Consider the following 25,381-nt stretch of genomic DNA (forward strand, 5'->3'; position numbering starts at 1 on the left):
AATCCTTTTTATTTAACAATTGAACATTTACTAGTATCACCATTGATGATTTTTAGTAAGTTACCTTTTTCACTCATATTAGCAACTACAATTGGAAGTTTATTATCTTTTGCTAATGCAATTGCAGTATCATCCATCACTTTAATGTGATCTTCTAGTGCTCTATCATATGAAATAGTATCAAGTTTAACAGCATCATCATATTTCATAGGATCTTTATCATAAATTCCATCAACTTTTGTAGCTTTAATTAACATAGATGCGTTTATTTCTGTTGCTCTTAAAGTTGCAGCTGTATCAGTTGTGAAGTATGGATTACCTGTACCTGCACTAAAAATTACAACTCTATTTTTTTCAAAGTGTCTAATAGCTTTTCTTACAATAAATGGTTCAGCAATTTGTTCCATTTTTATAGCAGTTTGTAATCTTGCATTTAAACCTTTGTATTCTAATGCTTCTTGCATAGCAACACCATTAATAACAGTTGCTAGCATACCCATATAATCAGCACTAGTTCTTTTAATCACACCATCAGCAGCAGCAGTAACACCTCTAATGATATTACCTCCACCAATAACAATACCTACTTCAATACCATTATCAACCAAGTTTTTAATTTCATCTGCGATATAGTCCAAAATCTGAGTATCTATACCGTAACCTTCTTCACCAGCTAATGCCTCACCAGAAAATTTAACAAGTACTCTTTTATTCATTTATTTCCTTTTAGAATTTCGTGATTATATCTAAAAAAAAATTAATAGTGATTTAAGGCAAACTTTTAACTAACTGCCCATTCAAAAAAAGGTAATACTTCAACTTTAATATCATTTAAAAAAAAGTTTTCACTGTAACCTACAGTTACAATATCAATCTTTTCTATATGATACTCTTTTAAAACCTTATTCAATTTTTTTTCTATTCCTTTTTTTAGTAAAGGATTAAAAAAGGGAATAGATAAAATTATATAATTTTCACTTGGAATAAAAAAATCGATATTATCAAGATAATATATTTGCTCAAAATTTGATTCAAGTTGCAAAAAAACCATATTTGTAAACTCATTTTTGAATTTTTTTGCATGTGAAATTGCATTTAAAAAAGCATGATTATAAGAGTAAACTTTTTTTATTGCTTTTTCTTGATTATATTTTGGCAAAAAATAGACTAAACCAGAGTTCTCAAAAGTTTTAACTGTGGCATAAAATTTATCTTTTGAAATTTTTATTTGATTTTTTAGTGTATTAAATAACTGATATAGTGATTTTTTCTCATCAATATTTAAAAATAAAATTTTAAGTATATACTCATAAGTCTCATCTTTTGTATATAATCTTAATATTTCTTGTAATCTTCTCTCTTTTGTATGCTCTTCTAAATTTACAACTCCTGGCATATTTCCATATTTTAAAAAGTTATTAAATGCTTGAGTTGCTGTGTGAAATCTTGTTTCATGAAGTAAATACTCTTCAAAATCTAGTGCTTTTACATGCAAATGTTCAAAGTTATCAAGATTTAATTTATTGTGATTTGAGATAATAATACTTTCACACTTTGGTATTTCAAATGAAAAATCAAAATTCTCTAAAACTAAAATTTTGATTTTTTTTTCATCTATAAAACTACTTAAATGAACTCTTATCTCTTCTAAGTCATTTCTAAAATCTTTAAAATCTATATAGATATAATCATTTGTATCAAAGTTCGCAAGATAGTCATATATTAAATATGTTTTACCACACTTAGGTGCTCCATAAATAAATGTTTTTTTACTCTTTATTTTTACTTTTCTTTCTAAAAAACTAATTTTTGAAAAATCAAGCTCATAGCATACTTCTAAAGTTTTCATTTTTTACTATTTATTAGATTTATTGCTTCTTTTATGGCATTTAAATAGCTTTTTTTATTTATATTTGCATCTTTGTATGCAATATCAAAAGCAGTTCCATGGTCAACTGAGGTTCTAATAATAGGAAGATTTAAACTTACATTTATACTTTGATCAAAATATAAAGCTTTCAATGGTGCTAAACCTTGGTCATGATACATACAAACAAAATATTTGCAAGATTTTCTATTTGTTTTTGAAAATGCAGTATCAGGTACAATAGGACCTTTGAAAATATCTTTTTTCAATATTTTATTTGCATTTTTTATTGCTTTAAATATCTCAACTTCTTCATTTCCTAAAACTCCATTATCACTTGCATGGGGATTTAAACCTAAAACTTGAATATTGTTTTGTTTTACATTTTCATAAAAATTACATAAAAATGTTGTCAAATCTTCTTCATTGATTTTTTTAGGGACTTTTTTAAGTGCAATATGTTCTGTATAAAGAGCAACAAACATTTTTTTGCATCCAAGCATCATAATTGCATTTTCTCCAAAATAACTTCTTAAAACTTCTGTATGACCTTTAAAATCAATATTTGCTTTGTTCCAAGACTCTTTATTTATAGGTAAGGTTACAACAGCATTTGTTTTTCTTTTTTCTGTAAGATTAATTGCATCTATAAATGAAGTGTAAGAGTACTTGCCACTTTTTTTAGATACTTGTCCTGGCTTAATTTCAAACTCACCTTTAGTTTTATAAACTTCAAAATCATTAGGAATTTCTAAATTTAAAAGTTTTGCACCTTGTTTTAACATTTCATTATTTATACAATAAATAGGCTTGCAAATTTTTTTTATTTTTTCATGACTTTGTAGGGCAATTTGTAAACCAATACCATTTAAATCACCAATAGATATTGCTATTTTATGTTTCATTTGATTAACTCTTTCATATCTAATATTGCTTGATATAATCCAGTATAAACCGATCTTGCAATAATACTTTGACCAATATTTAATTCACTAATTGTTTTAATAGAAGAAATTAAACTTACATTTTGATAGTTAAGTCCATGTCCAGCTGCAACTTTTAAGTTTAATTGATCTGCTTTATTTGAAGCTTTTTTTATCTGTTTTTTTGACTCTTTAAGCATCACTTTTAAATCTTGTCTTGGTAGTTCTAACTCTTTGATGCTATGATGAGTATTTCTTAAATTTCCATGCAACATTGCATAAATATTTGCAAATGTACCTGTATGAAGCTCTATCCATTCAACTTTTAATTCACTACTTAGTTTTATTGTCTCTTTTTTTGGATCTATAAATAGTGATACTTCAATCTCATTATCATGAAGTTTTTTAATAGCTTTTTTTATTTTCTCAAAATTTGATTTTACATCAAGACCACCCTCTGTTGTAACTTCTGCTCTATTTTCAGGAACTAAAGTTGCTCTTTGTGGTTTTAATTTGCATACAATATCAATAATTTCATCATTTATTGAACACTCTAAATTTACAGGTAAGTTTGAGTTCTCTATGATTTTTTTTGCATCATCATCGTGTATATGTCTTCTATCTTCTCTTAAATGAATAGTTATTTGATCTGCATTTGCTAATTTACAAATACCTAAAGCATCAAGAGGATTTGGATCATTTATCTTTCTTGCTTCTCTTAAAACAGCAATGTGGTCAATATTTACTCCAAGTAACACTATGTATCCTTTTGTTAGTTTTTAATTATGTTATCTAATATTTAATTTTATAAGAATAAAGTAGAAAAAAGAGTATCTTTTAAGATAACTCTTTCAATGTTGCTATATTTGCAGCAAGTTTATTATGTACTTCAAGATATTCAAGCTCATTTACAGAATCAGCAACAACTCCAGCACCTGCTTGGAATATAACTTTATCTTTTGTAAGAAGTGTTGTTCTAATAGTTATTGCACTATCCATATTTCCATCAAAACCAAAATATGCAATACTTCCACTATAAAAACTTCTTTTAATACCCTCAAATTGTGCGATTAGTTCCATGGCTCTAATCTTTGGAGCACCTGTCATAGTCCCAGCTGTAAATGTTGCAGCAAATAAATCAAACATATCATACTGCTCATCAATGACTGCTTCAACATCTGAAACAATATGCATTACATGTGAATATTTTTCTATTCTCATTAAATCAGTAACCTTAACAGTTCCAGCTTTAGCAACTCTTCCTACATCATTTCTACCTAAATCTACAAGCATAAGATGTTCTGCTTTCTCTTTTGGATCATCAAGTAACTCTTTTTCAAGCTCTAAATCTCTAGCTAATGTTTTACCTCTTTTTCTTGTACCTGCAATTGGTCTTAAAAGTAGGTGATTATCTACAAGTTTTATCATAACCTCAGGAGAACTACCAGCAATACAAAAATCTTCATACTCTAAAAAAAACAAATAAGGACTAGGATTTTTGCTTCTTAAGGCTCTATAAAAACTTAAGTGATCAACCTTTGCTTTTTGAATAAATCTATTTGACATAAGAATTTGAAAAACATCTCCACTTCTTATCATCTCTTTTGATTTATCAACCATTTCAAAAAACTGCTCTTTTGTATAGTTGAATTTCCCCTCATCTAAAAGTGTAGCTTTTTTTAAAGGTGTAAAAGTATAAGGAGTATGTAGCTGTTTTTCTATAATATCTAACTGTTTTTCATACTCTTTAAGCGAGGTAACCATTACAAGTTTTGAAGTTTTATGAGAAAAGCCTAAAATCATTTTTGGTCTTATCAAATCAACATCAGGAATATTTAACTGATCAGTTAAGTTATTCATTGATTTTTTTAGTTTTGGTTCAAACTCTTTGCCTATATCATAACCTATATTACCAATAAAGCCATCAATTAGTCCAATTCCTAACTCTCTTGCTTTATCTTTGAAAAGTTTTTTATCAAACTTTTTATAATGTTTTTGAAGAAACTTTAAAGGATTTGATTCAACTTCATTTATATTTCCATCTTCATCTTTATGAAAACATCTATTATCTTTGTACCAAACCCTTTCTCTATCTCCTATTATAATAAAAGAGTAGTTCCCATCACTTGAATTAATAGTACTTTCAAATAAAAAAGTAATTTCATCTTTATAAAGCTCTTTTACTTTTTCATAAATTGAAACAGGAGTAAACTGGTCTAAAAAAAGCTCTTTTGCATAAAATGTCATTATCAAATGCCCTTAAAATCTAAGAATAAAAGCACTTGATATATTTAGCTTTCTTTTTATTATTGACATATTCTCTTCTGCATTAGCTCTATTTTTATATGGTCCTACTAATACTTTATTATAAACTTTGCCATTTACAGTTACTTTATAAATAGTGTAATTAAAACCATTTTTTTCAATCTTTTCAAGATATTTTTTAGCTGGTTGTTTAGAAAAAGCACCAACTTGAACAAAAGTTCCTTTTGGTTTAGAAGTACTTATTTGTTTTTTAACTGTTTTAGTAGTTTCTTGTTTTTTTACTTCTTGTTTTTTTACAACAGGTTTTGTTACTTTTTTTACTACCTCTTTTTTAGCTTCTTGTTTCTCTTTAATTCCAAAAACATCAGGTTTTGCTGTTTCTTCTTCTACTTTTTTCTCTTTTTGTTCAATAGAATCAATATTAAGTTCACTATCTTGTGTATCTACTTCTTGTGTTTGGTTTGTCTGTTCTTTGATATTTTTTAGTTTCTCATCAATAATTTTTTGATATTGTTGTTCAATACTGTCATTTTCTAAACTTTTCTCTTCTTTTGTTTGCTCTTGTGAATTAGAAAATGATTCATCATCACTTGGACTATTTAAAAGACGAATAATAACTATTGTTAATAAAAAAAGAATTATTAAAACAAGCCCTAAAATCAAATATTTTCTTTTATTTGTTTCATTTGATTGACCTGAATTATTAGAAGCACCATTTAGCATTATATCTCCTAGCTCTTGATCATCAATATCTACTTTAACAGCATCATCATCTTGCATATTAGGTTTTGAGTAGTATTGTTGATTTGGTTGAACAGTTTCCTCATCACCTTTAAGCTGTGAAAGTCTTTGTTCTAACTCTTCTGTTTCTTGTTTCTTTTGTACTTTTTTTAAAAAGTCTTCGCCTTTAATTTCCATAACTAATCCTTATTAGTAAGTAGATTGAGAATAAATAACAAAATTAGAAGCAAGAGCTTCAAGTTCTTTGTTTATATCATCTTGAAGTTTTGTGTTTTCAATGTCGTCTAAAACATCGCAAATTTTATTTGCTATAAACTCAAACTCTTTCTCTTTCATTCCTCTTGCTGTTAATGCAGGACTTCCTATTCTAATACCACTTGTTACAAATGGACTTCTAGTTTCACCTGGAACTGTGTTTTTATTTACTGTTATACCTGCATTCCCAAGTGCTGCATCTGCATCTTTCCCTGAAAATGGTTTATTTAAAAATGATACTAATACTAAGTGATTATCTGTTCCATCACTTACTAAATCATATCCTCTTTTTACTAATACATCTGCTAATACTTTTGCATTTGCTTTTACTTGTTTTGCATAATCTTTCCATGATGCTTGTAAAATCTCTCCAAATGCTACTGCTTTTGCTGCAATTACATGTACTAATGGTCCACCTTGAATTCCTGGAAATATTGCTGAATTAATCTTCTTTGCAATATCTTCATCATTTGTTAATATAAGTCCACCTCTTGGTCCTCTTAATGTTTTGTGTGTAGTTGTTGTTACAACATGTGCATGTGGAAATGGCGATGGATGTTCATTGGCTGCAATTAAACCTGCAATATGTGCAACATCAGCAAAAAGAAAAGCACCAACTTCATCTGCTATTTCTCTAAATCTTTTAAAGTCAATCTCTCTTGCATATGCACTTGCACCACAAACAATAATTTTTGGTTGAACTATTTTTGCAATTTCTAAAACTTTATCATAATTAATTCTTCCATCAAGCTCAACTCCATAATAAAAAGCAGAGTAGTTCTTTCCTGAAAATGATGGTTTTGAACCATGAGTTAAATGTCCACCATGAGATAAGTCCATACCCAAAATTTTATCACCAGCTTTTAATAATGCTGCATATACTGCACCATTTGCTTGGCTTCCTGAGTGTGGTTGTACATTTGCATATTTACAATTAAAAATCTCACAAGCTCTGTCTATTGCTAGTTGTTCTACTTCATCAGCAAATTCACAACCTCCATAATATCTTTTATATGGATAACCTTCAGCATATTTGTTAGTAAATACTGAACCCATTGCTTGCATTACTGCTGGGCTTGTAAAGTTCTCACTTGCTATCATCTCTAAATGATTTGTTTGTCTTTTTAACTCTTTTTGTATTATTGAATATACTTTCTCATCTGCTTGTTCTAAGTTCGCGTTTGTTATATAACTCATTTGTTTTCCTTAGTTTACTCTTGATCAGCGTGTAAATCTATTTCACTTTTAATAGGTTTCATAGCTGGAAATAGTATTACATCTCTAATTGAATGCTCATTTGTAAGCATCATTACAAGTCTATCTATACCAATTCCTTCACCAGCACAAGGTGCCATACCATAAGATAAAGCATTTACAAAATCTTGATCCATCTCATGTGCTTCATCATCACCTTTATCTTTTGCAGCCATTTGTCCCTCAAATCTTTCTAGTTGGTCAACTGGATCATTTAACTCACTAAAGGCATTTGCAATCTCTTTACCTGCAATAAATAACTCAAATCTATCAGTTAAATGAGGTTTTTCATCACTTCTTCTAGCAAGTGGAGAGATCTCAACTGGGTATTCTGTAATAAATGTTGGATTGATTAATTTATCTTCTACAAAAGCATCAAATAACTCACCTTGTAATTGTCCAAGGTTCAAGTTTTCATCAGCTTCTAATTTATTCTCTTTTAAATATGCTAAGATTTTATCTTTATCTTCTGTTATATCTGCTGGAACATTTCCTACAGTTGTCAATGACTCAATTAGTGGAATTTCACTAAATTTTGTAAAATCAATCTCTTTATCTCCATAAGGTAAAGTCATAGGTAAATCTAAATGTTCAAATAAATATTCAAAATACTCTTTTGTTATTTCAATTAAGTCTTTATGTGTTTTATATGCCCAATAAAATTCAATAGAAGTAAATTCAGGATTATGTGTTGCGTCCATTCCTTCATTTCTAAAATTTCTATTTATTTCAAATACAGCTTCAAAACCACCAACAATTAATCTTTTTAAATATAATTCAGGTGCAATTCTTAAAAATCTATCAACACCTAAAGCATTATGATGAGTAACAAAAGGTTTTGCATTTGCTCCACCAGGAATTGGATGCATCATTGGAGTTTCAACTTCTAAAAAGCCTTTATCTTCAAAAAATCTTCTAGTTAAGCTTATAACTCTACTTCTAATATGAAAAGTTTTTCTAACTTGAGAGTTCATAATCAAATCTAAGTATCTTTGTCTATATCTTAACTCTTTATCTTGAATACCATGATATTTTTCAGGTAGTGGAGAAATAGATTTTGTCAATATTACTAATTCATGTACATGTAGTGATAGTTCACCTTTGTTTGTAACAAATGGATAACCACTAACTTCAATAATATCACCAACTTCTACATTCTTTTTGAAAATATTATTATAAAATCCCTCAGGAAGATTATCTCTTGCTACATAAATTTGTAAAATTCCACTCTCATCTTCTATTTTTAAAAAACTAGCTTTTCCCATAAGTCTAAAAAATTTAACTCTTCCAGCAACTGTATAGTTTCTATTTTCATCTCTTTTATCTTCTTTTTGAAAGATATCTGTATTAACATTTAGGTATTTACTAATAGTTGTATTTCTTTTACTTGAATTTGAATATGGATTTACACCTAACTCTTTTAAAGTATTTGCTTTTTCTATTCTTTGTTGTATATATTTATTTTCAAACAATCTATTTTTCCTTTACTATTATTTTTTTATTTCTTCTTGTGTATTTGTTTGTTTAACTTCAACTTCATTTTCATTTGTTGTTTGTTCTTTTTGATCTATATTTTCTTGGATTTGTGTTGCATCTTTTACTACTTCATTTGTGGCTTTGTCTATCTCTTGTGAAACTTTTTCTTCGATTGATTTATTGATAGTCTCTTTAGTTTTATTTACAACACTATCAACACTATCTTCGATATTTTTAGTAACTTTTGTTGTGTCAAGTTTAATAATATATCCACCAACATCAATTAAGTATGGGAAAGTAATAGAGTTTCCAACTTTTTCATCTATTACAGATTTAAATGATTGTACTTGATATAAAGCATAAGCAATTACAGAGAAGATTAAAAATATTTTTGCACTACCAAATAAGAAACCAAGAAGTCTATTTATTGCACCAAGACCACTTAAATCTGTTATTTTACTTAATATTAAAGCAATAAAATAAACAAGAATCCAAAATCCAATCAATGCAACAATAAAACCAATAAGTTTTATAGTAGCTTCATTATCTAAAGCTAAAATAGGAGCAATTAAATTTCCAACTTCAAAAGAGAACCTTGAAGCTATAAAAATACCCCCAATAATTCCTACAATACCTAATACTTCTTTGATAAAACCTCTAAATAGACCCTTAAGACCTAAAATAACGGTAATACCAGCTACAACCATATCAAAAATACCAAACTCTTGCAACGCTAGTTCCTTTTGTAAATATTGCGTATTATATCTAAGTTTTTCAAAATAGAAGTTTAATTAAAATTTATGAAAATTAAAGCACCATAATACTCTTTGTTATTGTAACTAAAAGTACTATTTTTAACCTCAATTTCATATTTCATATGTTTTACTAAAAGCTCTTGTACCATATAAAGTCCCATTCCAATTCCAAAAGCTTGATGTTTTTTTGTAAAATATGGTTCTAAAACCTTATCTAAATCCTCTTCATCAATTCCATCGCCTGAATCTCTTATACTTAAGCAATTGTTTTTAATCTCTATGGAAATGATTCTATTTTTAATATCTTTATTTGTGCAAACCGCATAAATTGCATTATCAAAAATACTCAATAATGATTGTTGAAACTCTTGTTTATAGCCGTAAATTTTTATATCTTTATCCATACTATAATCAATAATAATATTTTTTTCTTCAAAAGTTGAGTTTAAAAATTTTAGAGTCTCATGAATTGAGTCACTAAGTTTGAACTCAATTTTTTGTTTTTCTTGAACAAAAAAGTTAGAAAAATTATCAATAGTTTTTGACAAGGTTTTCGTACTTCTTAAAATCGTCTCACAAGAGTCATTAAAAGTTTCATCATCTAAAATCTTCATCTCTTTTTGTAGTTGCATACCACTTGTTGCCGTACTTATTGTACTAAGAGGTTGTCTCCACTGATGGGCAATATTGTTTAAGGTTTCAGCAATTGCTGTGATTTTTGATTGTTGAAATAAGAGTCTATCTTTTTCTTGACTTTTAAAAATCTCATCTTTGATTTTATCTTCTAAAGACTCATTTAATTTTTTAAGCTCCAATGTTTTTTTATTTACTAATTTTTCTAAATTATTATTTAAATATTTAAGTTGTTGTTTCTGTTCTATTTCAGAGCTAATATCTGCAAGCGTAACTATAATATAGTCATCATATTCACCTTTTGATACTTTTACAGAAAAGTGTCTTATACTTCCATAATGATTTTTCATTGCGGCTTTGAAGTTTTTGTGTGGTTTAGAAAGAATATATTCAGCCCAATTTTTGCCATCATAATCTTTGTCAAAAATATATGAATTATCTTGCATATCAATAAATTGAGTACAAACACAAACATATTTTTCCCTAAACTCTTGCAATGTTCTTATATCTTTAAAAAATTTAAGAAGTTGTTTATTTGCATTTATGATATTAACTCCATCAGTTATAACCATAATACTTGATTGAGAATCTAAAATTGACTGCTTTTTATTCTCTTGAATTTTTAGCTGTTTTATATGTTTTTTTAATCTACTATTTAATCTATTTATATTTTTTGAATCAATATTGTATACATATAAAGTAAAAATAAAAACTAAAATAATAAGTAGTATAACCACAAGCATTATCATTTGTCTTTTATAATCTTTAATTGCTTGAATATCAATACTATTTTTATCTTTAAAGCTAATAATAGAAGCTAAATGACCACCATTGTCATCTCTTAGTTCATATGAAGTAATAAAAAGAGTATTTTCAATTTTGTAATCTTTTATATTAAAATAGTTATTTATATTATTTTGTTTCAAATAGTTTATAAACTTTTTAGAAGCATCTAAATTTGAGATATAATAATCATCAATAAAGTTTGTTGTCAAAGGAAAAGTTAGTCTACTTTTATACTTTTTATCAACTGCAATTATTGCATCTATACCTCTTTTTTTGAGTCTTTTACTAATTGAATTAAAGTGTGTTATTACTTCTAAAGCACCTAAAAACTTGCCATCATCAAATATTGGAGTTCTAGCTTTTATACTTAAATCAAATTTACCAACACTAATAGAGGTGGTGATATCTTGCTTTTTAAACATCTTGTTTAAATCTTTTCTAAATAATAAATTATCATTTGTCTTTTTTGTCCAAGATCTATATATTGAAGTACCATTTTTATCAATGATTTGAATCCAAACATTTTTGAATTTTGTATATTCTCTCATCTGAGATGAGATTTTTTCATATTCAAAGTTTTTATAAGTTCTATTTTTCATATATGAATATAATCTATCATCTTTTGCAAGGGAAATAGCAATAGCTAATGTGGCATTTTGTTTATTCTCAATTAGGTTTTTTATAAACTCTTTGGTGTTTTTTGCACTCTCTTTGTATTTTGAATCAAGCAGGTTTTTCTCTTTATTATGAATATACAAAGAAGTAAAAAGCACTACACTAAGTGCCAAAATTACAAAAAGTAGTAAATATTTATAGGCGTTTTGTCTATATAGCATTATATGTCTTTTAATTAAAATATTAGTCATATTTATTATACATTTGTAAAACTTTCATATTATTAAAATGTTACAGTATAGTTACATAATATTAAGAAAAACATCAATTGAAAATCTTCATGAAATATTAATAATAATTAGATAAAATTTTAAAATGATAAAAAGATACCCAACAAAAAAGATTTACGTAGGAGATGTTCCTATTGGTGGTGATGCACCAATTCCCGTACAATCTATGACATATTCTAAAACATCAGATATACAAGCAACTGTTGAGCAAATAAAAAGACTGCATTTTGCAGGTGCTGATATTGTAAGAGTTGCAGTACCAAATAAAGAAGCTGCTACTGCTTTAAAAAGTATAAAAGAGCAAGTAAGCTTACCTATTGTTGCTGATATACATTTTCATTATAAACTTGCATTAATTGCTGCTGAAGTTGTTGATTGTATTAGAATTAACCCTGGAAATATTGGGGATAAAAAAAGAGTAGAAGAGGTTGTGAAAGCTTGCAAAGAAAGAAATCTACCTATTAGAATTGGTGTAAATTGCGGTTCTTTGGAAAAAGAGTTTGAAAATAAATATGGACAAACAGCACAAGGAATGATTGCAAGTGCTGATTATAATATCAAATATCTTGAAGATTTAGGCTTTACTGATATTAAAGTATCTTTAAAAGCAAGTGATGTTCAAAGAACAGTAGAAGCTTATAGAGGCTTAAGGCCTATGAATAACTATCCTTTTCACTTAGGAGTTACAGAAGCTGGAACACAATTTCACTCAACAATCAAATCCTCAATTGCCTTAGGAAGTTTACTTCTTGATGGAATAGGAGATACTTTAAGAGTTTCAATGACAGGTGAACTTGAAAAAGAGATTGAAGTAGGGCGAGCTATATTAAAAGATGCAGGATTAGTAAAAGAGGGACTAAATATCATCTCTTGTCCAACTTGTGGAAGAATTGAAGCTGATTTAGTAAGTGCAGTAGCCCAAGTTGAAGAAAGAACTAAACATATAAAAACCCCTTTAAACGTTTCAGTTATGGGATGTGTTGTAAATGCAATTGGTGAAGCAAAATCAGCAGATGTTGCAATAGCTTATGGAAAAGGAAGTGGATTAATCATCAAAAAAGGTGAAACAATAGCAAAACTTCCAACTGATAAACTACTTGATAGATTCTTACAAGAAGTAGAAGAAGAAGCAAAGAAAAAATAAGTTTTATTTTTCTTTGCTTGTTAGTTACTATTAGATATAATAAAATCTTTATATAAATATGGAGATTTTATGGATAGTGTATATAGCATTAATATAGAAAGAGCAGTTTTAAGCTCAATACTTTTCAACCCTGATGAGATAGAAGAAATTCTATCAATGTTAAAACCAAAAGATTTTTATCTACCCGCACATCAAAAAATATTTGAAGTTATGAGTAATCTTTATCGTGATGATATGCCAGTTGATGAAGATTTTATAAGAAAAAAAATCAGCACAAAAGATGTTGATGACTCAATACTAATAGAAATACTTTCAGCAAACCCTATAACAAATACAATAGCTTATGTAAAAGAGATAAAAGATGGAAGTGTTAAAAGAGAGCTAGCATCACTAGCAACTACCATAAAAAAAGTATCAATAGAAGAAGATATCCCAGCAAACGAAGCTTTAGATACAATTCAAGGTGCATTATACAAAATCTCAACAGATAGTGCCACATCTGAATTAAAAGATATGCAAGAGATCACAGGTGATACTTTAAGCTATATCAAAAAAATGAAAGAACTAGGAAACCAGCACCTAATAGGTGAAACAACAGGTTTTCATGATTTGGACAAAAGAACAACAGGATTTAATGAAGGTGACCTAGTAATCATAGCAGCAAGACCAGCCATGGGGAAAACGGCACTTGTGCTAAATATGGCTTTGTCAAATGTAGAAGCAGGTAAGGGTGTGGTTTTTTTCTCACTGGAAATGCCAGCAGAACAGCTTATGCTAAGAATGCTTGCTGCAAAAACTTCAATTCCTTTACAAAACTTAAGAAAAGGTGATATGGATGATGATCAATGGAGTAATCTTTCAAGAGCTTTTGAAGATTTAAATCAAAAAAAACTTTTTGTTGATGATGGTGGAAGTGTTAATATCAACCAATTAAGAGCAAGAGTTAGAAAATTAGCTCAAAATGATGATAATAATATATCAATGGTAGTTATTGACTACTTGCAACTTATGCAAGGTACAGGAAATAAAGATAGACATCAAGAAGTATCTGATATTTCAAGGGGACTTAAGATGTTAGCAAGGGAGATGAAAATCCCAATTATTGCACTTTCTCAGTTAAACAGAGGACTTGAAAATAGACCTGATAAAAGACCAATGCTTAGTGACTTAAGAGAATCAGGAGCCATCGAGCAAGATGCGGATATCATAATGTTTGTATATAGAGATGATGTTTATAAAGAAAGAGATGAGGCAAGAAAAGAGAAAGAAGCAAAAGACAAAGGTGAAGAGTATAAATCTACTTTTGTTAACAAAGCAGTTGAAGAAGCAGAGATTATTATAGGAAAACAAAGAAATGGACCAATAGGAACAGTAAAATTAGAGTTCCAAAAACAGTATACAAGATTTGTTAATAAACAAAGCAATTCAGAAGCACCAATTGAAGTTGTATTTGAAAGTGTGGCAGATACAAATAAAGAGACAAATATAGACGTACCTCAAATACTTTAAAAGTTTTTAGGTATAATTTTTTAATTTAAAGATGATTTTATAGGATTTTAGATGATAAGAAAATGTTTATTTCCAGCAGCAGGCTATGGAACAAGATTTTTACCAGCAACAAAAGCAACACCAAAAGAGATGTTACCAGTACTTACAAAACCACTTATTCAATATGGAGTAGAAGAGGCTATTGAAGCAGGTTGTAATACAATGGCAATAGTAACAGGAAGAGGAAAAAGAGCTATTGAAGACCACTTTGATATCTCATATGAATTAGAACATCAAATAAAAGGTTCAAGTAAAGAACACTATTTAACAGAAATTAGAGATGTGATAGAAAACTGTACTTTTTCATATACTAGACAAACAAAGATGAAAGGCTTAGGACACGCAATCTTAACAGGACAAACCCTAATTGGAGACGAACCTTTTGCAGTGATTTTAGCAGATGATTTATGTGATAATAAATCAGACGGTGTTTTAAAACAGATGGTAAATTTATATGAAAAATACCAGTGTTGTATAGTTGCTATTGAAGAAGTACCAAAAGAGCATACAAATAAATATGGAGTAATCTCAGGAAGAGAGATAGAATCAGGTATTTATATGATTGATAATATGGTAGAAAAACCAGAGCCAGAAAATGCCCCATCAAACCTTGCAATTATTGGAAGATATATCCTAACACCAGATATTTTTGAAATAATAGAAAACACAAAACCTGGAAAAGGTGGTGAAATACAAATAACAGATGCCTTGCTAACTCAAGCAAAAAAAGGAATGGTTTTAGGATTTAAGTTTGATGGAGTTAGATTTGATTGTGGAAGTATAGATGGCTTTGTAGAAGCAACAAATCACTTTTATAAAAAAATCTAGGAAACTCGAATTTATTCGAGTAAAAAATAGTAGTTTCAAATTTATTAAATACAAACAAAAGGAAATAGATGCAATATAGTAAAAGTTTTTATCAAATAAAATCAAGCCAGAAAATATTTGATTATGTAAAAGATGAAATAACAAAGATTGGTTATTATTCACTTCCTTTTCAAGATACTTCAAAAATAAAAGAGTATGCAAAAAAAGTATCAAAAAAACATATTGCTATTGTTGGTATTGGTGGAAGTACTTTAGGTACATTTGCTATATATCAGTTTTTAAAAAGAACAAAAGAGTTTGATAAAAAACTTCATTTTTTTGAAACAACTGATCCTACTGATATCAAACAAAGAGTTAAAAAACTTGATTTAGAAGATACTTTATTTTTAATAATTAGTAAATCAGGAACAACTATTGAAACAATATCTATTTTTAAATATTTAGCATCTTTAGTGACAATAGATGCTAAAAATTGTGCAATCATAAGTGAAGAAGATAGTAAACTAACAAGCTTTGCAAAAAAACAAAATATGACAACTTTTGATATTCCTAAAAATGTAGGTGGAAGATTTTCTGTATTTTCAACAGTAGGACTTGTACCCTTGGCAATTTTAGGTGTAAATATAGATAATTTATTAAAAGGTGCTAAAGAGGTTCATAATAGTTTTTTTAATCAAAAAGGTTATTATGAAACAATCATGGAAAAAGCAAGATTTATGGTTGAAAATAAAAATAGATTCAATATAAATGTAGTTTTTTCATACTCTGCTAGTTTGGAAGGATTTAATAAGTGGTATATTCAACTTTGGGGTGAAAGCTTAGGAAAAATAAATATAAATGGCACAAAACAAGCTTTAACTCCAATAGGTCTAATAGGACCTGTGGATCAACACTCATTTTTACAATTAATAGCAGAAGGAAAAAGAGATAAAACAGTTACTTTTATAAAAGTAGCAGACTTTCAAGACGAGACAAAAATACCCTCAAATACACTTGATGGATTTGAAGGATTAGAGTATGTTGATAATCTAACTTTTGCAAAACTAATAGATGAACAAGCAAATGCTACAATTGAGTCTTTAAAACAATTAGGTGATATTCCACATGATGTAATAACAATAAATAGAGTAGATGAATACAACATAGCAAAACTAATGTATAGTTATCAGCTTCTAACCTCAGTTGTTGGAAAGTTTGTACAAATAAACACCTATAATCAACCAGGAGTAGAATCTGGAAAACAAATCTTAAAAGAAAAACTAAAAAACAAAGGCTAACTATGATATATGAAAAACATTGGCAAAAATATAATGAGTTTATACCATATGAATTACAAATGAGTTTTGATATAAGACTTTGTAATGTAATAAATATATTAAATTACTTTTTCCAAAATGTACTTGTAAGAAAGCCAAGTTTTTCAAAAGTCAATTTCTATTTAGCAGGTTCATGTATAAAAAAAGATCTTTTTAGGGATTTGGATATGATTTTTCCATCAAAACAGATGATGGAAGAGCTAAACCAATGCTTGGATCAAAGTTTTTTTGAGTATGAAAATAACTCTTTAACTTATAAATTCCATGATGATATCTTTCAGTTTGTGTTTAGACCAAAGTTTGAAAATAAATCACTTGAGTTTACAATTGATGGCTTTGATTTTGATTCTACAAAAGTAGGATTTGAGTGTGTTTTAGATGTGAATACAAAAGAAGTTACAGTTATAAAAAGTGATGTAAGAAAAGAGTTTATCTCATATATAAATACAAAAGTTAATAATCTTTCAAAAATAAGCGTAAATCCTTTTGTATCTTTGCAAAGAGCAATACATTTCTTAAAACGAGGAGATGAGGTTCCTTATAGTGTATTTTTAGATATTTGTTCAAGTATTGCTGATATAAAAATCAAAGAGAATGAAGATATAAACAAGCACTTTGAAAGACTTCAAGGTAACCCCAAAAAACTAGAAAATATAAAAGATGCAATAAGCGAATATATAGAAGAAAAAAAAGATGAAATCTAATAAAAATAATAAATAATTTTATTTTTATTAAAAACCTAATATAATTAAAAAAATTATAAAAGGTTTATCATGAAAAGTGCTTTTTCTTTACTAGAATTGATTTTTGTCTTGGTGCTATTAGCTTTAATAGGAAGTTATGCAATTCCTAAATATATGAATACAAAAAATGCAGCAGTTATTACAACAGTAAAAAGAGATATCTCCACAATAACTAGCTCCTTACAATCATATTTTTTATTACATGGAAAAATAGATGATTTAAATGAAGTTGTAACACTTGGAAGCGATGATTGGAGAATAGAAGAAAATACAATCACTTACAAAACAGCAAAAGGTGATTGTGTTTTTATTAAAGTAAATAATCAAGAAGAACAAATAGAATTGAATATTAATGAAACACTTGATAATATTTGTAAAAAATTAAATGAAGCAGGAGTTGTAAATACTACAACCGCACTTTATTAAGATTAGGAAGAAATATGCAAAAAGCCTTTTTTATAGATAGAGATGGCGTGATAAATACAGATAAAAACTATGTTTATAAAAAAGAAGACTTTGAATTTATAGACGGAGTTATGGATGCTTTGTTGTATTTGCAAGAAAAAGAATTCAAACTATTTATAATAACAAATCAATCAGGAATAGGAAGAGCTTATTATAAAAAAGAGGATTTTGAAAAACTAACATCTTGGATGCTAAAAGAGTTTGAAAAAAACAGTATTAAAATCCATGAAGTAAAATATTGTCCCCATTCTCCTGAAGCAAACTGTAATTGTAGAAAACCAAAAACTGGTATGATAGATGAGATTTGTAAAGCATATGATATAGATTTAAATAACTCATGGTTAATAGGAGATAAAGACTCAGACATAAAATGCGCCCAAAATGCAAAAATCAAAAATACAATACAAGTAAAATCAGGGCAAAAGTTTGATGAAACAAAATCACAAGCAACATATGTACTTAATAGTATAAAAGATATAAAAAAAATAAAATTATAATACTATCAGGTTTCGGAACCCCGAATTCATTCGGGGCAATTTTGCACGGATAAATCCGCGCTTCCAACACACTGCACGAATAAATTCGAGCCTCCGACACACTGCTTCTTTTGGAAACTCGAATTCATTCGAGTCCTTTTAAACCACTACTCATACAAGCTATAAACTCTTCTTTCCCAATCTTTTAATTTTGCTTTTATTGGATTATTGTATATGTAGTTATAAACTTTTTCAAAATGTTTTTCATCTCTTATTACTTTATCATAGTAACCTTTTTGCCAAAAACTTCCTTTTTTATTTAGCTTGGCATTTAATCTAAGGGCAGTTTTTGCTTTTATACATTTTATGATTTTATCAATATCATCAAACTGCTTTATTAAAATATGAATATGATTTGGCATGATACATAGTATTATGACTTCATAAACCTTACTTTGATTTTCCAATATAATATCTTTTACACTATCAATAAAATGACCATTTATATATGCACCCAACGAAGAGTTATCTAAGTAATTATCAATCTTATATTGTTTAATATGGTTACTCAATGATAAATCATTTTCAAGTTTTTTAAGATAAAAATCAATACTATCTTTTGTACGAAAAGTGATAAATTGATAATGCTCTTTTAAATTTATATGAGGAAGTTTTTTATACATAAATAAACCTTTTATTATATATAGGAACCCCGAATTCATTCGGGGCAATTTGGCACGAATAAATTCGAGCCTCCAGTTTCACTTGCATTTTCGGGGCTTTTTGCACGGATAAATCCGAGCCTCCGGTGAACTTTCGGAACCCCGAATTCATTCGGGGCTTTTTGCACGGATAAATCCGCACTTCCAACACACTGCACGAATAAATTCGAGCCTCCAACACACTGCACGAATAAATTCGAGCCTCCGGTGAATTTTTTTACTCTTTTTTTCTTACTCTTAAAAAAGAAGCAAATTTTGGTTTATTGTATTTGGTAAATCCATAATACTTAAATGTCACAATTTCTCCTATTTTAGGTGGATTGTATCTTTGCTTATTTGTAAAACCTCCTCCTAGATTAAAAACTATATTATTTTGAAGTTTTATTACTAAGCTTTTCATTCTGTATTTATCTTTTTTGTCATAATTTATATCTATAATTTTCCCTTCCATATCAAAAAACTTTTTTACTTTTAAGATATCTTGGCTTCTGCCTTGGAAGTAATGTTTATGGGGATTTTTTATTATTACGCCTTCTGCATTTTTAGATACTAGTTTTTCTAAAAACTCTTGAAGATGTTTTTTGTCTTTGCATTTTATTTGAGGTACAAATTTGATATATTTATTTGGCTTATTTTTAAACCAATTTTTTGCTTTGTTTAATCTTGTTTGAAAATCACCTTTTGCGTTTGGTACTTCAAAGATATTATAAGTTATTTCACTCCATTTATTTGAGGCAATATCATCTAATACTATACTTTGTATGTTTTCAAAGTCACCTCTTTTCGTCCATAGCTCTCCATCAAGTTCAAAACTTGGAAAATTTTTCGTGAACTCTTTTTTTGTATTTATTTTATTGCCATTTTTTGTAAGAAGTTGCTTCCCATCCCAATATGCACGAATACCATCTAGCTTCTCACTCATGTACCAGCCTTTGATATTTTGCTTGTCATATGTCATGGGTTTTTGAAGATTATTTGCAAAACAAGATATAAAAAAGAAAAATAGAAGCAATTTTTTCATGAAAACTCTTTAAAATAATTTTAAAAATTATATTATTGTAAAGTTGAAAGATTGTTTAAGTGTTTTTTTGCATCTTGGAACCCCGAATTTATTCGGGGCAATTTGGCACGAATGAATCCGCGCTTCCGATTTCACTTGCATTTTCGGAACCCCGAATTTATTCGGGGATTTTTTGGCACGAATGAATTCGAGCCTCCGACACACTGCACGAATAAATCCGCGCTTCCGGTATTTGCTTGCAAAAACCTAATTTAATTGAATTTTAGTTAAAATAGATGACTTTATAAACATAAGTGAGAGATATAATGAAATATAATGATATAGATTTTAATAATAAAACGATTTTGATTACTGGAGCTGCTGGATTTATTGGTTCTAATTTGGCTTTTTATTTTCAAGAAAATTTTCCTGATGCAAATGTTATTGCTCTTGATTGCTTTAGATCTGGGCAGACTTTCTCAAATGGAAACTTGAAAAGTTTTGGGCATTTTAAAAATCTTATTGGATTTAAAGGGACTGTAATAAGTGGCGATATAAATGATACTGATCTTTTAAAAAGGTTGGCTATACAGTATAGCTTTGATTATATTTTTCATCAAGCAGCTATTTCAGATACAACTGTTAGTGAACAAGACTTGATGATAAAAACAAATGTAAATGCATATGAAGAGCTTTTAAAAATAGCTATAAACCACAATGCAAATATGGTTTATGCAAGTTCTGGTGCTACTTATGGAGATGCTTCTAGTCCACAAACAGTAGGAAAAGAGGCTCCAAGTAATGTTTATGGTTTTAGTAAACTAATGATGGATAATATCTCTTATTCTTATATAAACAAAAACCCAAATATCTCTATTGTTGGGCTTAGATACTTCAATGTTTATGGTCCAAGGGAGTTTTATAAAAACAAAACTGCTTCAACTGTTGTGCAGTTTGGACATCAACTATTAAAAGGAAATGCTCCTAAACTATTTGAGGGAAGTGATAAAATACTTAGAGATTTTATATATATTGAAGATGTTATTCAAGCAAATATCAAAGCTTGCGCTCCTTTAAAAAGTGGAGTTTACAATGTAGGTACTGGAAAAGCTAGATCATTTCAAGCAATAGCAGATATTTTACAAAAAGAGCTTGGAACAAACTTTGAAACACAATACATACCAAATCCATACATAGGACAATATCAGTTTCACACAGAAGCAAATATGCAAGATAGTAAAGAAAATCTTGATTTTGAAGCAAGATATGAGCTAGAAGATGGAATAAAAGCTTATATTCCAGAAATAAAAAGACTTTTCAATGATGAGGTAAAATAGATGATTACATATGATAAAAAGCCAAATATTTTAGTGATTGGTGATCTTATGATTGATCATTATTTATGGGGAAAATGCGATAGAATATCACCAGAAGCACCTGTACAAGTAATAGATATCAAAAAAGAGACAACTGTTTTAGGTGGAGCTGGCAATGTGATAAACAATCTTTTATCACTTGGTTCTGATGTGGGTGTTATCTCTGTTGTAGGTGATGATGATACAGCAAAAGAGTTAAAATCTATGTTAGATAAAGAGGGTGCAAAATCTTTTTTGATAGAGCAAAAAGGAAGAAAAACTTCTAAAAAATCAAGAATTATGGCTTCTCACTCACAAGTAGTAAGATATGACCATGAAAGCAAAAACTCTATTTCATTTGATAGTGAGAAAAAAATTTTTGAAAAGTTTCAAGAACTTATAAATAGATATGATATTATCCTTTTTTCAGATTATGGAAAAGGTGTAATTACAAAAGAGCTATCAAAAAAGATAATTGAGTATGCAAAAAAATATGACAAAAAAGTAATAGTTGATCCAAAAGGTGAAGACTACTCAATGTACAAAGGCGCATATTTTTTAACACCAAATAAAAAAGAGGCACAAATTGCTTCAAAAGTAGAGATAGAAAACGATGAGACTTTAAAACTAGCACTTGAGAAGCTAAAAGAACAAGCAGAACTATATTATTCTATTATTACTTTAAGTGAGCAAGGAATTGCACTTTTAAAAGATGAAGAAGTTATCATTCGACCAACAGTAGCAAGGGAAGTATTTGATGTAACAGGTGCTGGTGATACTGTACTTGCCGCACTTGGATTTGCACTTAGTTTAAACAATAACATCGAAGATGCTTTAGAGTTTGCTAATTTAGCAGCTGGAGTTGTAGTTGGTAAAATAGGAAGTGCAACAGTTACACTTGATGAGATTGAAGAGTATAAATCAAGCTTAAATAAAAGCTCAATTGAATTACATATCAAAAGTTTTGAAAAGATTGAGAAAATAGTAAAAAGATTAAAAAAACAAAATAAAAAGATAGTATTTACAAATGGATGTTTTGATATTTTGCACAAAGGTCATGTAAGTTACTTAGATGTTGCCAAATCATTTGGTGATGTTTTGATTTTGGGATTAAACTCAGATGATAGTGTAAAAAGATTAAAAGGTGAAAATAGACCAATAAACACACAAGATGACAGAGCTTATATAGTTTCTGCTTTAGAGTGTGTGGATTATGTAGTAATCTTTGATGAAGATACACCTTATGAGCTTATTTCAAAAGTTCAACCAGATGTTTTAGTAAAAGGTGCTGATTATGAGGGCAAAGAAGTTGTAGGAAGTGACATAGCCCTTGAAACAAAACTAGTTGAGTTTGTAGATGGAAAAAGCACAACAAAAACAATAGAAAAAATCAAAAAAGTGATAAAATAAATGACTGAATTAACACAAGAAGAGAAACAAATATTATTAAATGCCATAAGAGATGTACAAGATTTTCCAAAAGAGGGTATAGTATTTAAAGATATTACAACACTTCTAAATGATAAAAAAGCTTTTAATCTTTTGATGAGTCATCTTGAAAAAAGATATAAAGAGTATAATTTAGATTATGTTGCAGGTATTGATAGTAGAGGATTTATCTTTGGTGCAGCACTTGCTGATAGATTAAATATAGGTTTTGTTCCAGTTAGAAAAAAAGGAAAGCTACCAAGTACAACTGTATGTGAAAAGTATGAGTTGGAGTATGGTTTTGATGAAGTTGAGATTCATCTTGATGCTTTTCATGGAAAAACAAATGCAAGAGTTCTTTTGATTGATGATTTGCTTGCTACTGGTGGCACTGCAAATGCATCTGCAAAACTAATAAAAAATGTAAAAGCAGATTTAGTTGAAGCTTGTTTTTTACTAAATCTTACATTTTTAAATGGAAAACAAAGAGTAGAGCAACACACACCTGTATATACAATACTTGATGTATAAAACAAATCTGGGGAGAAAAAGTTGGAAAAAGAGATACGAACTATACAAGAAGATGAGATTGATTTAAAAGAGTTATTTAAAACACTATGGCAAAAAAGAGTTTTTATAGTAGTTTTTACTTTTGTAATAACAGTTTTAGGAGCTGTTTATGCTTTTACAAGAACACCTATTTATGAGGCAAAAGTTGTAATTGAAATAGGTAAAATTAATAATTCAAGGATAGAAAATACTCAAAATCTTATAAAGAAATTAGAGATATTGTATAAAGATAAAGATTCAGAACAAGTGACTAAAGTTACAAAAATTAATGATATTAAAAAAACTAGTGATTTATTAGAAATAAGTGTCCAATCTAGTTCTAATGAGAGTGCATTAGAAAAATTAAAAGAAATTATTTCTTCAATAAAGAAAGAACATAGTAAAAAAATAAAATTGCATAAAAATTATATATTAAAAAATATTGAAAACTTAGAAAAACAAAAAACTTTACTTGAATCGACAAAAGATGATTTTGAAGAAAAAAATAAGATAAAATTTGAATTATTATCTAAAATTGATAATTTAAAATTAGAAATCGCGGATGAAAAAATCCTAGAAACTAAAATTTTAGGAAAATTTATTACTTCGAAATATCCTATCAAACCAAAGAAAAAACTAATAGTAGTAGTATCTTTTGTGACTGGATTTATTTTATCTATTTTCTTAGTGTTTTTCATGCAGTTTATAAAAAGTTTTAAAGAGGATGAAAATGAGTGATTATATCCCAAAAAAGAGTAAATTTGACCCTGATGAAAATGGTCATTTTGGTATATTTGGTGGAAGATATGTTCCTGAAACATTGATGCCAATACTTGAAGAGTTAGAAAAAGAGTATAAAAAATATAGATTTGATAAAGAGTTTTGGAGTGAAGTAAATGAACTTTTGGAAGATTATGTAGGAAGAGAAAATCCTTTATATCTTGCAAAAAGAGTAAGTGAAGAAATAGGGGCAAAAGTTTATTTAAAAAGAGAAGATTTAAATCATACAGGTGCTCATAAAATAAACAATGTAATAGCCCAAGGACTACTTGCAAAAAAACTTGGTAAAACAAAAATAATAGCAGAAACAGGTGCAGGACAACATGGAGTTGCAAGTGCGACAATCGCAGCACTTTTAGGTTTGGAATGTACTGTTTTTATGGGTGCAAAAGATGTGCAAAGACAAGAGTTAAATGTATTTAGGATGAAACTTCTAGGTGCAAAGGTTGTAGCTGTACAAAGTGGTAGTAAAACACTAAAAGATGCTATGAATGATGCAATTAGATATTGGGTAACAAATGCAAGAGATACATTTTATATAATAGGAACTGTTGCAGGTCCACATCCATATCCTATGATGGTTAGAGATTTTCAAGCTGTTATAGGATATGAAGCAAGAAAACAGATACTAAAAAAAGAAAATAGACTTCCTGATTATGTTATAGCTTGTATTGGTGGTGGTTCAAATGCTATTGGTATGTTTTCCCACTTTTTAGAAGATGAAGAGGTGACATGTATTGGTATTGAAGCTGGTGGCTTAGGACTTGATACAAATAAACACGGATGTAGTTTAGAAAAAGGAACACCTGGTATTGTTCATGGGCAATGCTCTTATCTTTTACAAGATGATAATGGACAAGTAATCGAAGCTCACTCTTTTAGTGCTGGACTTGATTATCCAGGTATTGGACCTGAACACTCTTTTCATAAAGATAATAAAACAGTTGAGTATGACTCAATCACAGATCAAGAAGCACTAGATGCTTTTGTATGGTTAAGTCAAAAAGAGGGAATAATTCCAGCATTTGAAAGTGCCCATGCTATTGCTTATTTGAAAAAAGCAAAAGAAAAATTTAAAGATAAGATTATAATAGTTAGTTTATCTGGTCGTGGAGACAAAGATATGATACAAGCAAAAAGCTTACTTAGTTTTGACTAAGGAAAATG

24 protein-coding genes are annotated in these 25,381 nt (G+C 28.5%); 12 read left to right on the forward strand and 12 right to left on the reverse strand.

The genetic code is table 11. The features are described 5' to 3' along the window. Positions 1–8: 8 nt before the first annotated feature. The 10 genes from pyrH to ACAN_RS04275 all read right to left on the reverse strand — a co-directional run bounded on the left by pyrH (position 9) and on the right by ACAN_RS04275 (position 11,791). Positions 9–716: a UMP kinase gene (pyrH, locus tag ACAN_RS04230; RefSeq protein ID WP_079578739.1), complete on the reverse strand. Its 708-nt coding sequence runs from the start codon at positions 714–716 to the stop codon at positions 9–11. A 65-nt stretch (positions 717–781) separates the two neighbouring features. Beyond that, positions 782–1,849 carry an ATP-binding protein gene (locus tag ACAN_RS04235; RefSeq protein WP_099335040.1) on the reverse strand — a complete coding sequence of 356 codons (1,068 nt, stop codon included), beginning with the start codon at positions 1,847–1,849 and terminating at the stop codon, positions 782–784. Further along, positions 1,846–2,772 (reverse strand): 4-hydroxythreonine-4-phosphate dehydrogenase, encoded by a 927-nt coding sequence (gene pdxA, locus ACAN_RS04240; protein WP_099335039.1) that lies wholly within the window; start codon positions 2,770–2,772, stop codon positions 1,846–1,848. Before pdxA ends, ACAN_RS04235 begins: the two co-directional genes overlap by 4 nt. Then, positions 2,769–3,548, reverse strand: a complete 780-nt coding sequence (locus tag ACAN_RS04245) for a pyridoxine 5'-phosphate synthase (RefSeq protein ID WP_099335038.1) — start codon at positions 3,546–3,548, stop codon at positions 2,769–2,771. Before ACAN_RS04245 ends, pdxA begins: the two co-directional genes overlap by 4 nt. A gap of 79 nt (positions 3,549–3,627) precedes the next feature. After that, positions 3,628–5,037, reverse strand: a complete 1,410-nt coding sequence (locus ACAN_RS04250) for an anthranilate synthase component I family protein (RefSeq protein WP_099335037.1) — start codon at positions 5,035–5,037, stop codon at positions 3,628–3,630. A gap of 12 nt (positions 5,038–5,049) precedes the next feature. Continuing rightward, positions 5,050–5,973 carry an SPOR domain-containing protein gene (locus ACAN_RS04255; RefSeq protein WP_099335036.1) on the reverse strand — a complete coding sequence of 308 codons (924 nt, stop codon included), beginning with the start codon at positions 5,971–5,973 and terminating at the stop codon, positions 5,050–5,052. 12 nt (positions 5,974–5,985) lie between these two features. Further along, positions 5,986–7,248: a serine hydroxymethyltransferase gene (locus ACAN_RS04260; protein ID WP_104412957.1), complete on the reverse strand. Its 1,263-nt coding sequence runs from the start codon at positions 7,246–7,248 to the stop codon at positions 5,986–5,988. A gap of 14 nt (positions 7,249–7,262) precedes the next feature. Further along, a complete protein-coding gene (lysS, locus tag ACAN_RS04265; protein ID WP_099333924.1) occupies positions 7,263–8,777 on the reverse strand; it encodes a lysine--tRNA ligase in 1,515 nt (504 codons plus the stop codon). Positions 8,778–8,795: 18 nt separating this feature from the next. Beyond that, a complete protein-coding gene (locus tag ACAN_RS04270; protein WP_099333925.1) occupies positions 8,796–9,512 on the reverse strand; it encodes a CvpA family protein in 717 nt (238 codons plus the stop codon). A 56-nt stretch (positions 9,513–9,568) separates the two neighbouring features. Next, entirely contained in the window at positions 9,569–11,791 is a 2,223-nt protein-coding gene (locus ACAN_RS04275) for an ATP-binding protein (protein ID WP_165773047.1), read from the reverse strand. A gap of 154 nt (positions 11,792–11,945) precedes the next feature. On the opposite strand from ACAN_RS04275, the gene ispG reads away from it, so the two are divergent. The 7 genes from ispG to gmhB all read left to right on the forward strand — a co-directional run bounded on the left by ispG (position 11,946) and on the right by gmhB (position 18,401). Continuing rightward, positions 11,946–13,004 (forward strand): flavodoxin-dependent (E)-4-hydroxy-3-methylbut-2-enyl-diphosphate synthase, encoded by a 1,059-nt coding sequence (ispG, locus tag ACAN_RS04280; RefSeq protein ID WP_099333927.1) that lies wholly within the window; start codon positions 11,946–11,948, stop codon positions 13,002–13,004. A 69-nt stretch (positions 13,005–13,073) separates the two neighbouring features. Beyond that, positions 13,074–14,513, forward strand: a complete 1,440-nt coding sequence (locus ACAN_RS04285) for a replicative DNA helicase (RefSeq protein WP_099333928.1) — start codon at positions 13,074–13,076, stop codon at positions 14,511–14,513. Between the two features lie 51 nt (positions 14,514–14,564). After that, positions 14,565–15,380: a UTP--glucose-1-phosphate uridylyltransferase GalU gene (gene galU, locus ACAN_RS04290; RefSeq protein WP_099333929.1), complete on the forward strand. Its 816-nt coding sequence runs from the start codon at positions 14,565–14,567 to the stop codon at positions 15,378–15,380. A gap of 68 nt (positions 15,381–15,448) precedes the next feature. Continuing rightward, complete coding sequence (locus ACAN_RS04295) at positions 15,449–16,657, forward strand: glucose-6-phosphate isomerase (RefSeq protein ID WP_099333930.1); 1,209 nt, start codon at positions 15,449–15,451, stop codon at positions 16,655–16,657. A 2-nt stretch (positions 16,658–16,659) separates the two neighbouring features. Then, entirely contained in the window at positions 16,660–17,400 is a 741-nt protein-coding gene (locus ACAN_RS04300; protein WP_079577132.1) for a Gabija anti-defense Gad2 family protein, read from the forward strand. 69 nt (positions 17,401–17,469) lie between these two features. Further along, the gene (locus tag ACAN_RS04305) at positions 17,470–17,865 is read left to right on the forward strand and encodes a type II secretion system protein (protein WP_099333931.1); all 396 of its coding nucleotides are present in this window, start codon (positions 17,470–17,472) and stop codon (positions 17,863–17,865) included. 14 nt (positions 17,866–17,879) lie between these two features. Next, positions 17,880–18,401, forward strand: a complete 522-nt coding sequence (gene gmhB / locus ACAN_RS04310) for a D-glycero-beta-D-manno-heptose 1,7-bisphosphate 7-phosphatase (protein WP_099333932.1) — start codon at positions 17,880–17,882, stop codon at positions 18,399–18,401. Between the two features lie 146 nt (positions 18,402–18,547). Here gmhB and ACAN_RS04315 read toward each other — a convergent pair whose 3' ends face one another. Together ACAN_RS04315 and ACAN_RS04320 are read right to left on the reverse strand one after the other, a co-directional pair. Continuing rightward, on the reverse strand, positions 18,548–19,063 hold the full coding sequence (locus ACAN_RS04315; protein ID WP_165773048.1) for a transposase: 516 nt from the start codon (positions 19,061–19,063) through the stop codon (positions 18,548–18,550). A gap of 256 nt (positions 19,064–19,319) precedes the next feature. Next, positions 19,320–20,123, reverse strand: coding sequence for a DNA ligase (locus ACAN_RS04320; RefSeq protein ID WP_099333935.1), 804 nt, complete (start codon positions 20,121–20,123; stop codon positions 19,320–19,322). A 305-nt stretch (positions 20,124–20,428) separates the two neighbouring features. On the opposite strand from ACAN_RS04320, the gene rfaD reads away from it, so the two are divergent. Genes rfaD through trpB form a run of 5 tightly spaced genes read left to right on the forward strand, consistent with a single transcriptional unit; the run spans position 20,429 to position 25,373 of the window. Continuing rightward, complete coding sequence (rfaD, locus tag ACAN_RS04325) at positions 20,429–21,439, forward strand: ADP-glyceromanno-heptose 6-epimerase (protein WP_099333936.1); 1,011 nt, start codon at positions 20,429–20,431, stop codon at positions 21,437–21,439. Next, the gene (gene rfaE1 / locus ACAN_RS04330; protein WP_099333937.1) at positions 21,440–22,867 is read left to right on the forward strand and encodes a D-glycero-beta-D-manno-heptose-7-phosphate kinase; all 1,428 of its coding nucleotides are present in this window, start codon (positions 21,440–21,442) and stop codon (positions 22,865–22,867) included. Further along, on the forward strand, positions 22,868–23,416 hold the full coding sequence (locus ACAN_RS04335) for an adenine phosphoribosyltransferase (protein WP_099333938.1): 549 nt from the start codon (positions 22,868–22,870) through the stop codon (positions 23,414–23,416). A 21-nt stretch (positions 23,417–23,437) separates the two neighbouring features. Beyond that, positions 23,438–24,172: a Wzz/FepE/Etk N-terminal domain-containing protein gene (locus ACAN_RS04340; RefSeq protein WP_099333939.1), complete on the forward strand. Its 735-nt coding sequence runs from the start codon at positions 23,438–23,440 to the stop codon at positions 24,170–24,172. Continuing rightward, on the forward strand, positions 24,165–25,373 hold the full coding sequence (gene trpB, locus ACAN_RS04345; RefSeq protein WP_099333940.1) for a tryptophan synthase subunit beta: 1,209 nt from the start codon (positions 24,165–24,167) through the stop codon (positions 25,371–25,373). Before ACAN_RS04340 ends, trpB begins: the two co-directional genes overlap by 8 nt. The last annotated feature ends 8 nt before the right edge of the window (positions 25,374–25,381 follow it).

It is taken from the genome of Malaciobacter canalis, assembly GCF_008000835.1.
GTDB lineage: Bacteria > Campylobacterota > Campylobacteria > Campylobacterales > Arcobacteraceae > Malaciobacter > Malaciobacter canalis.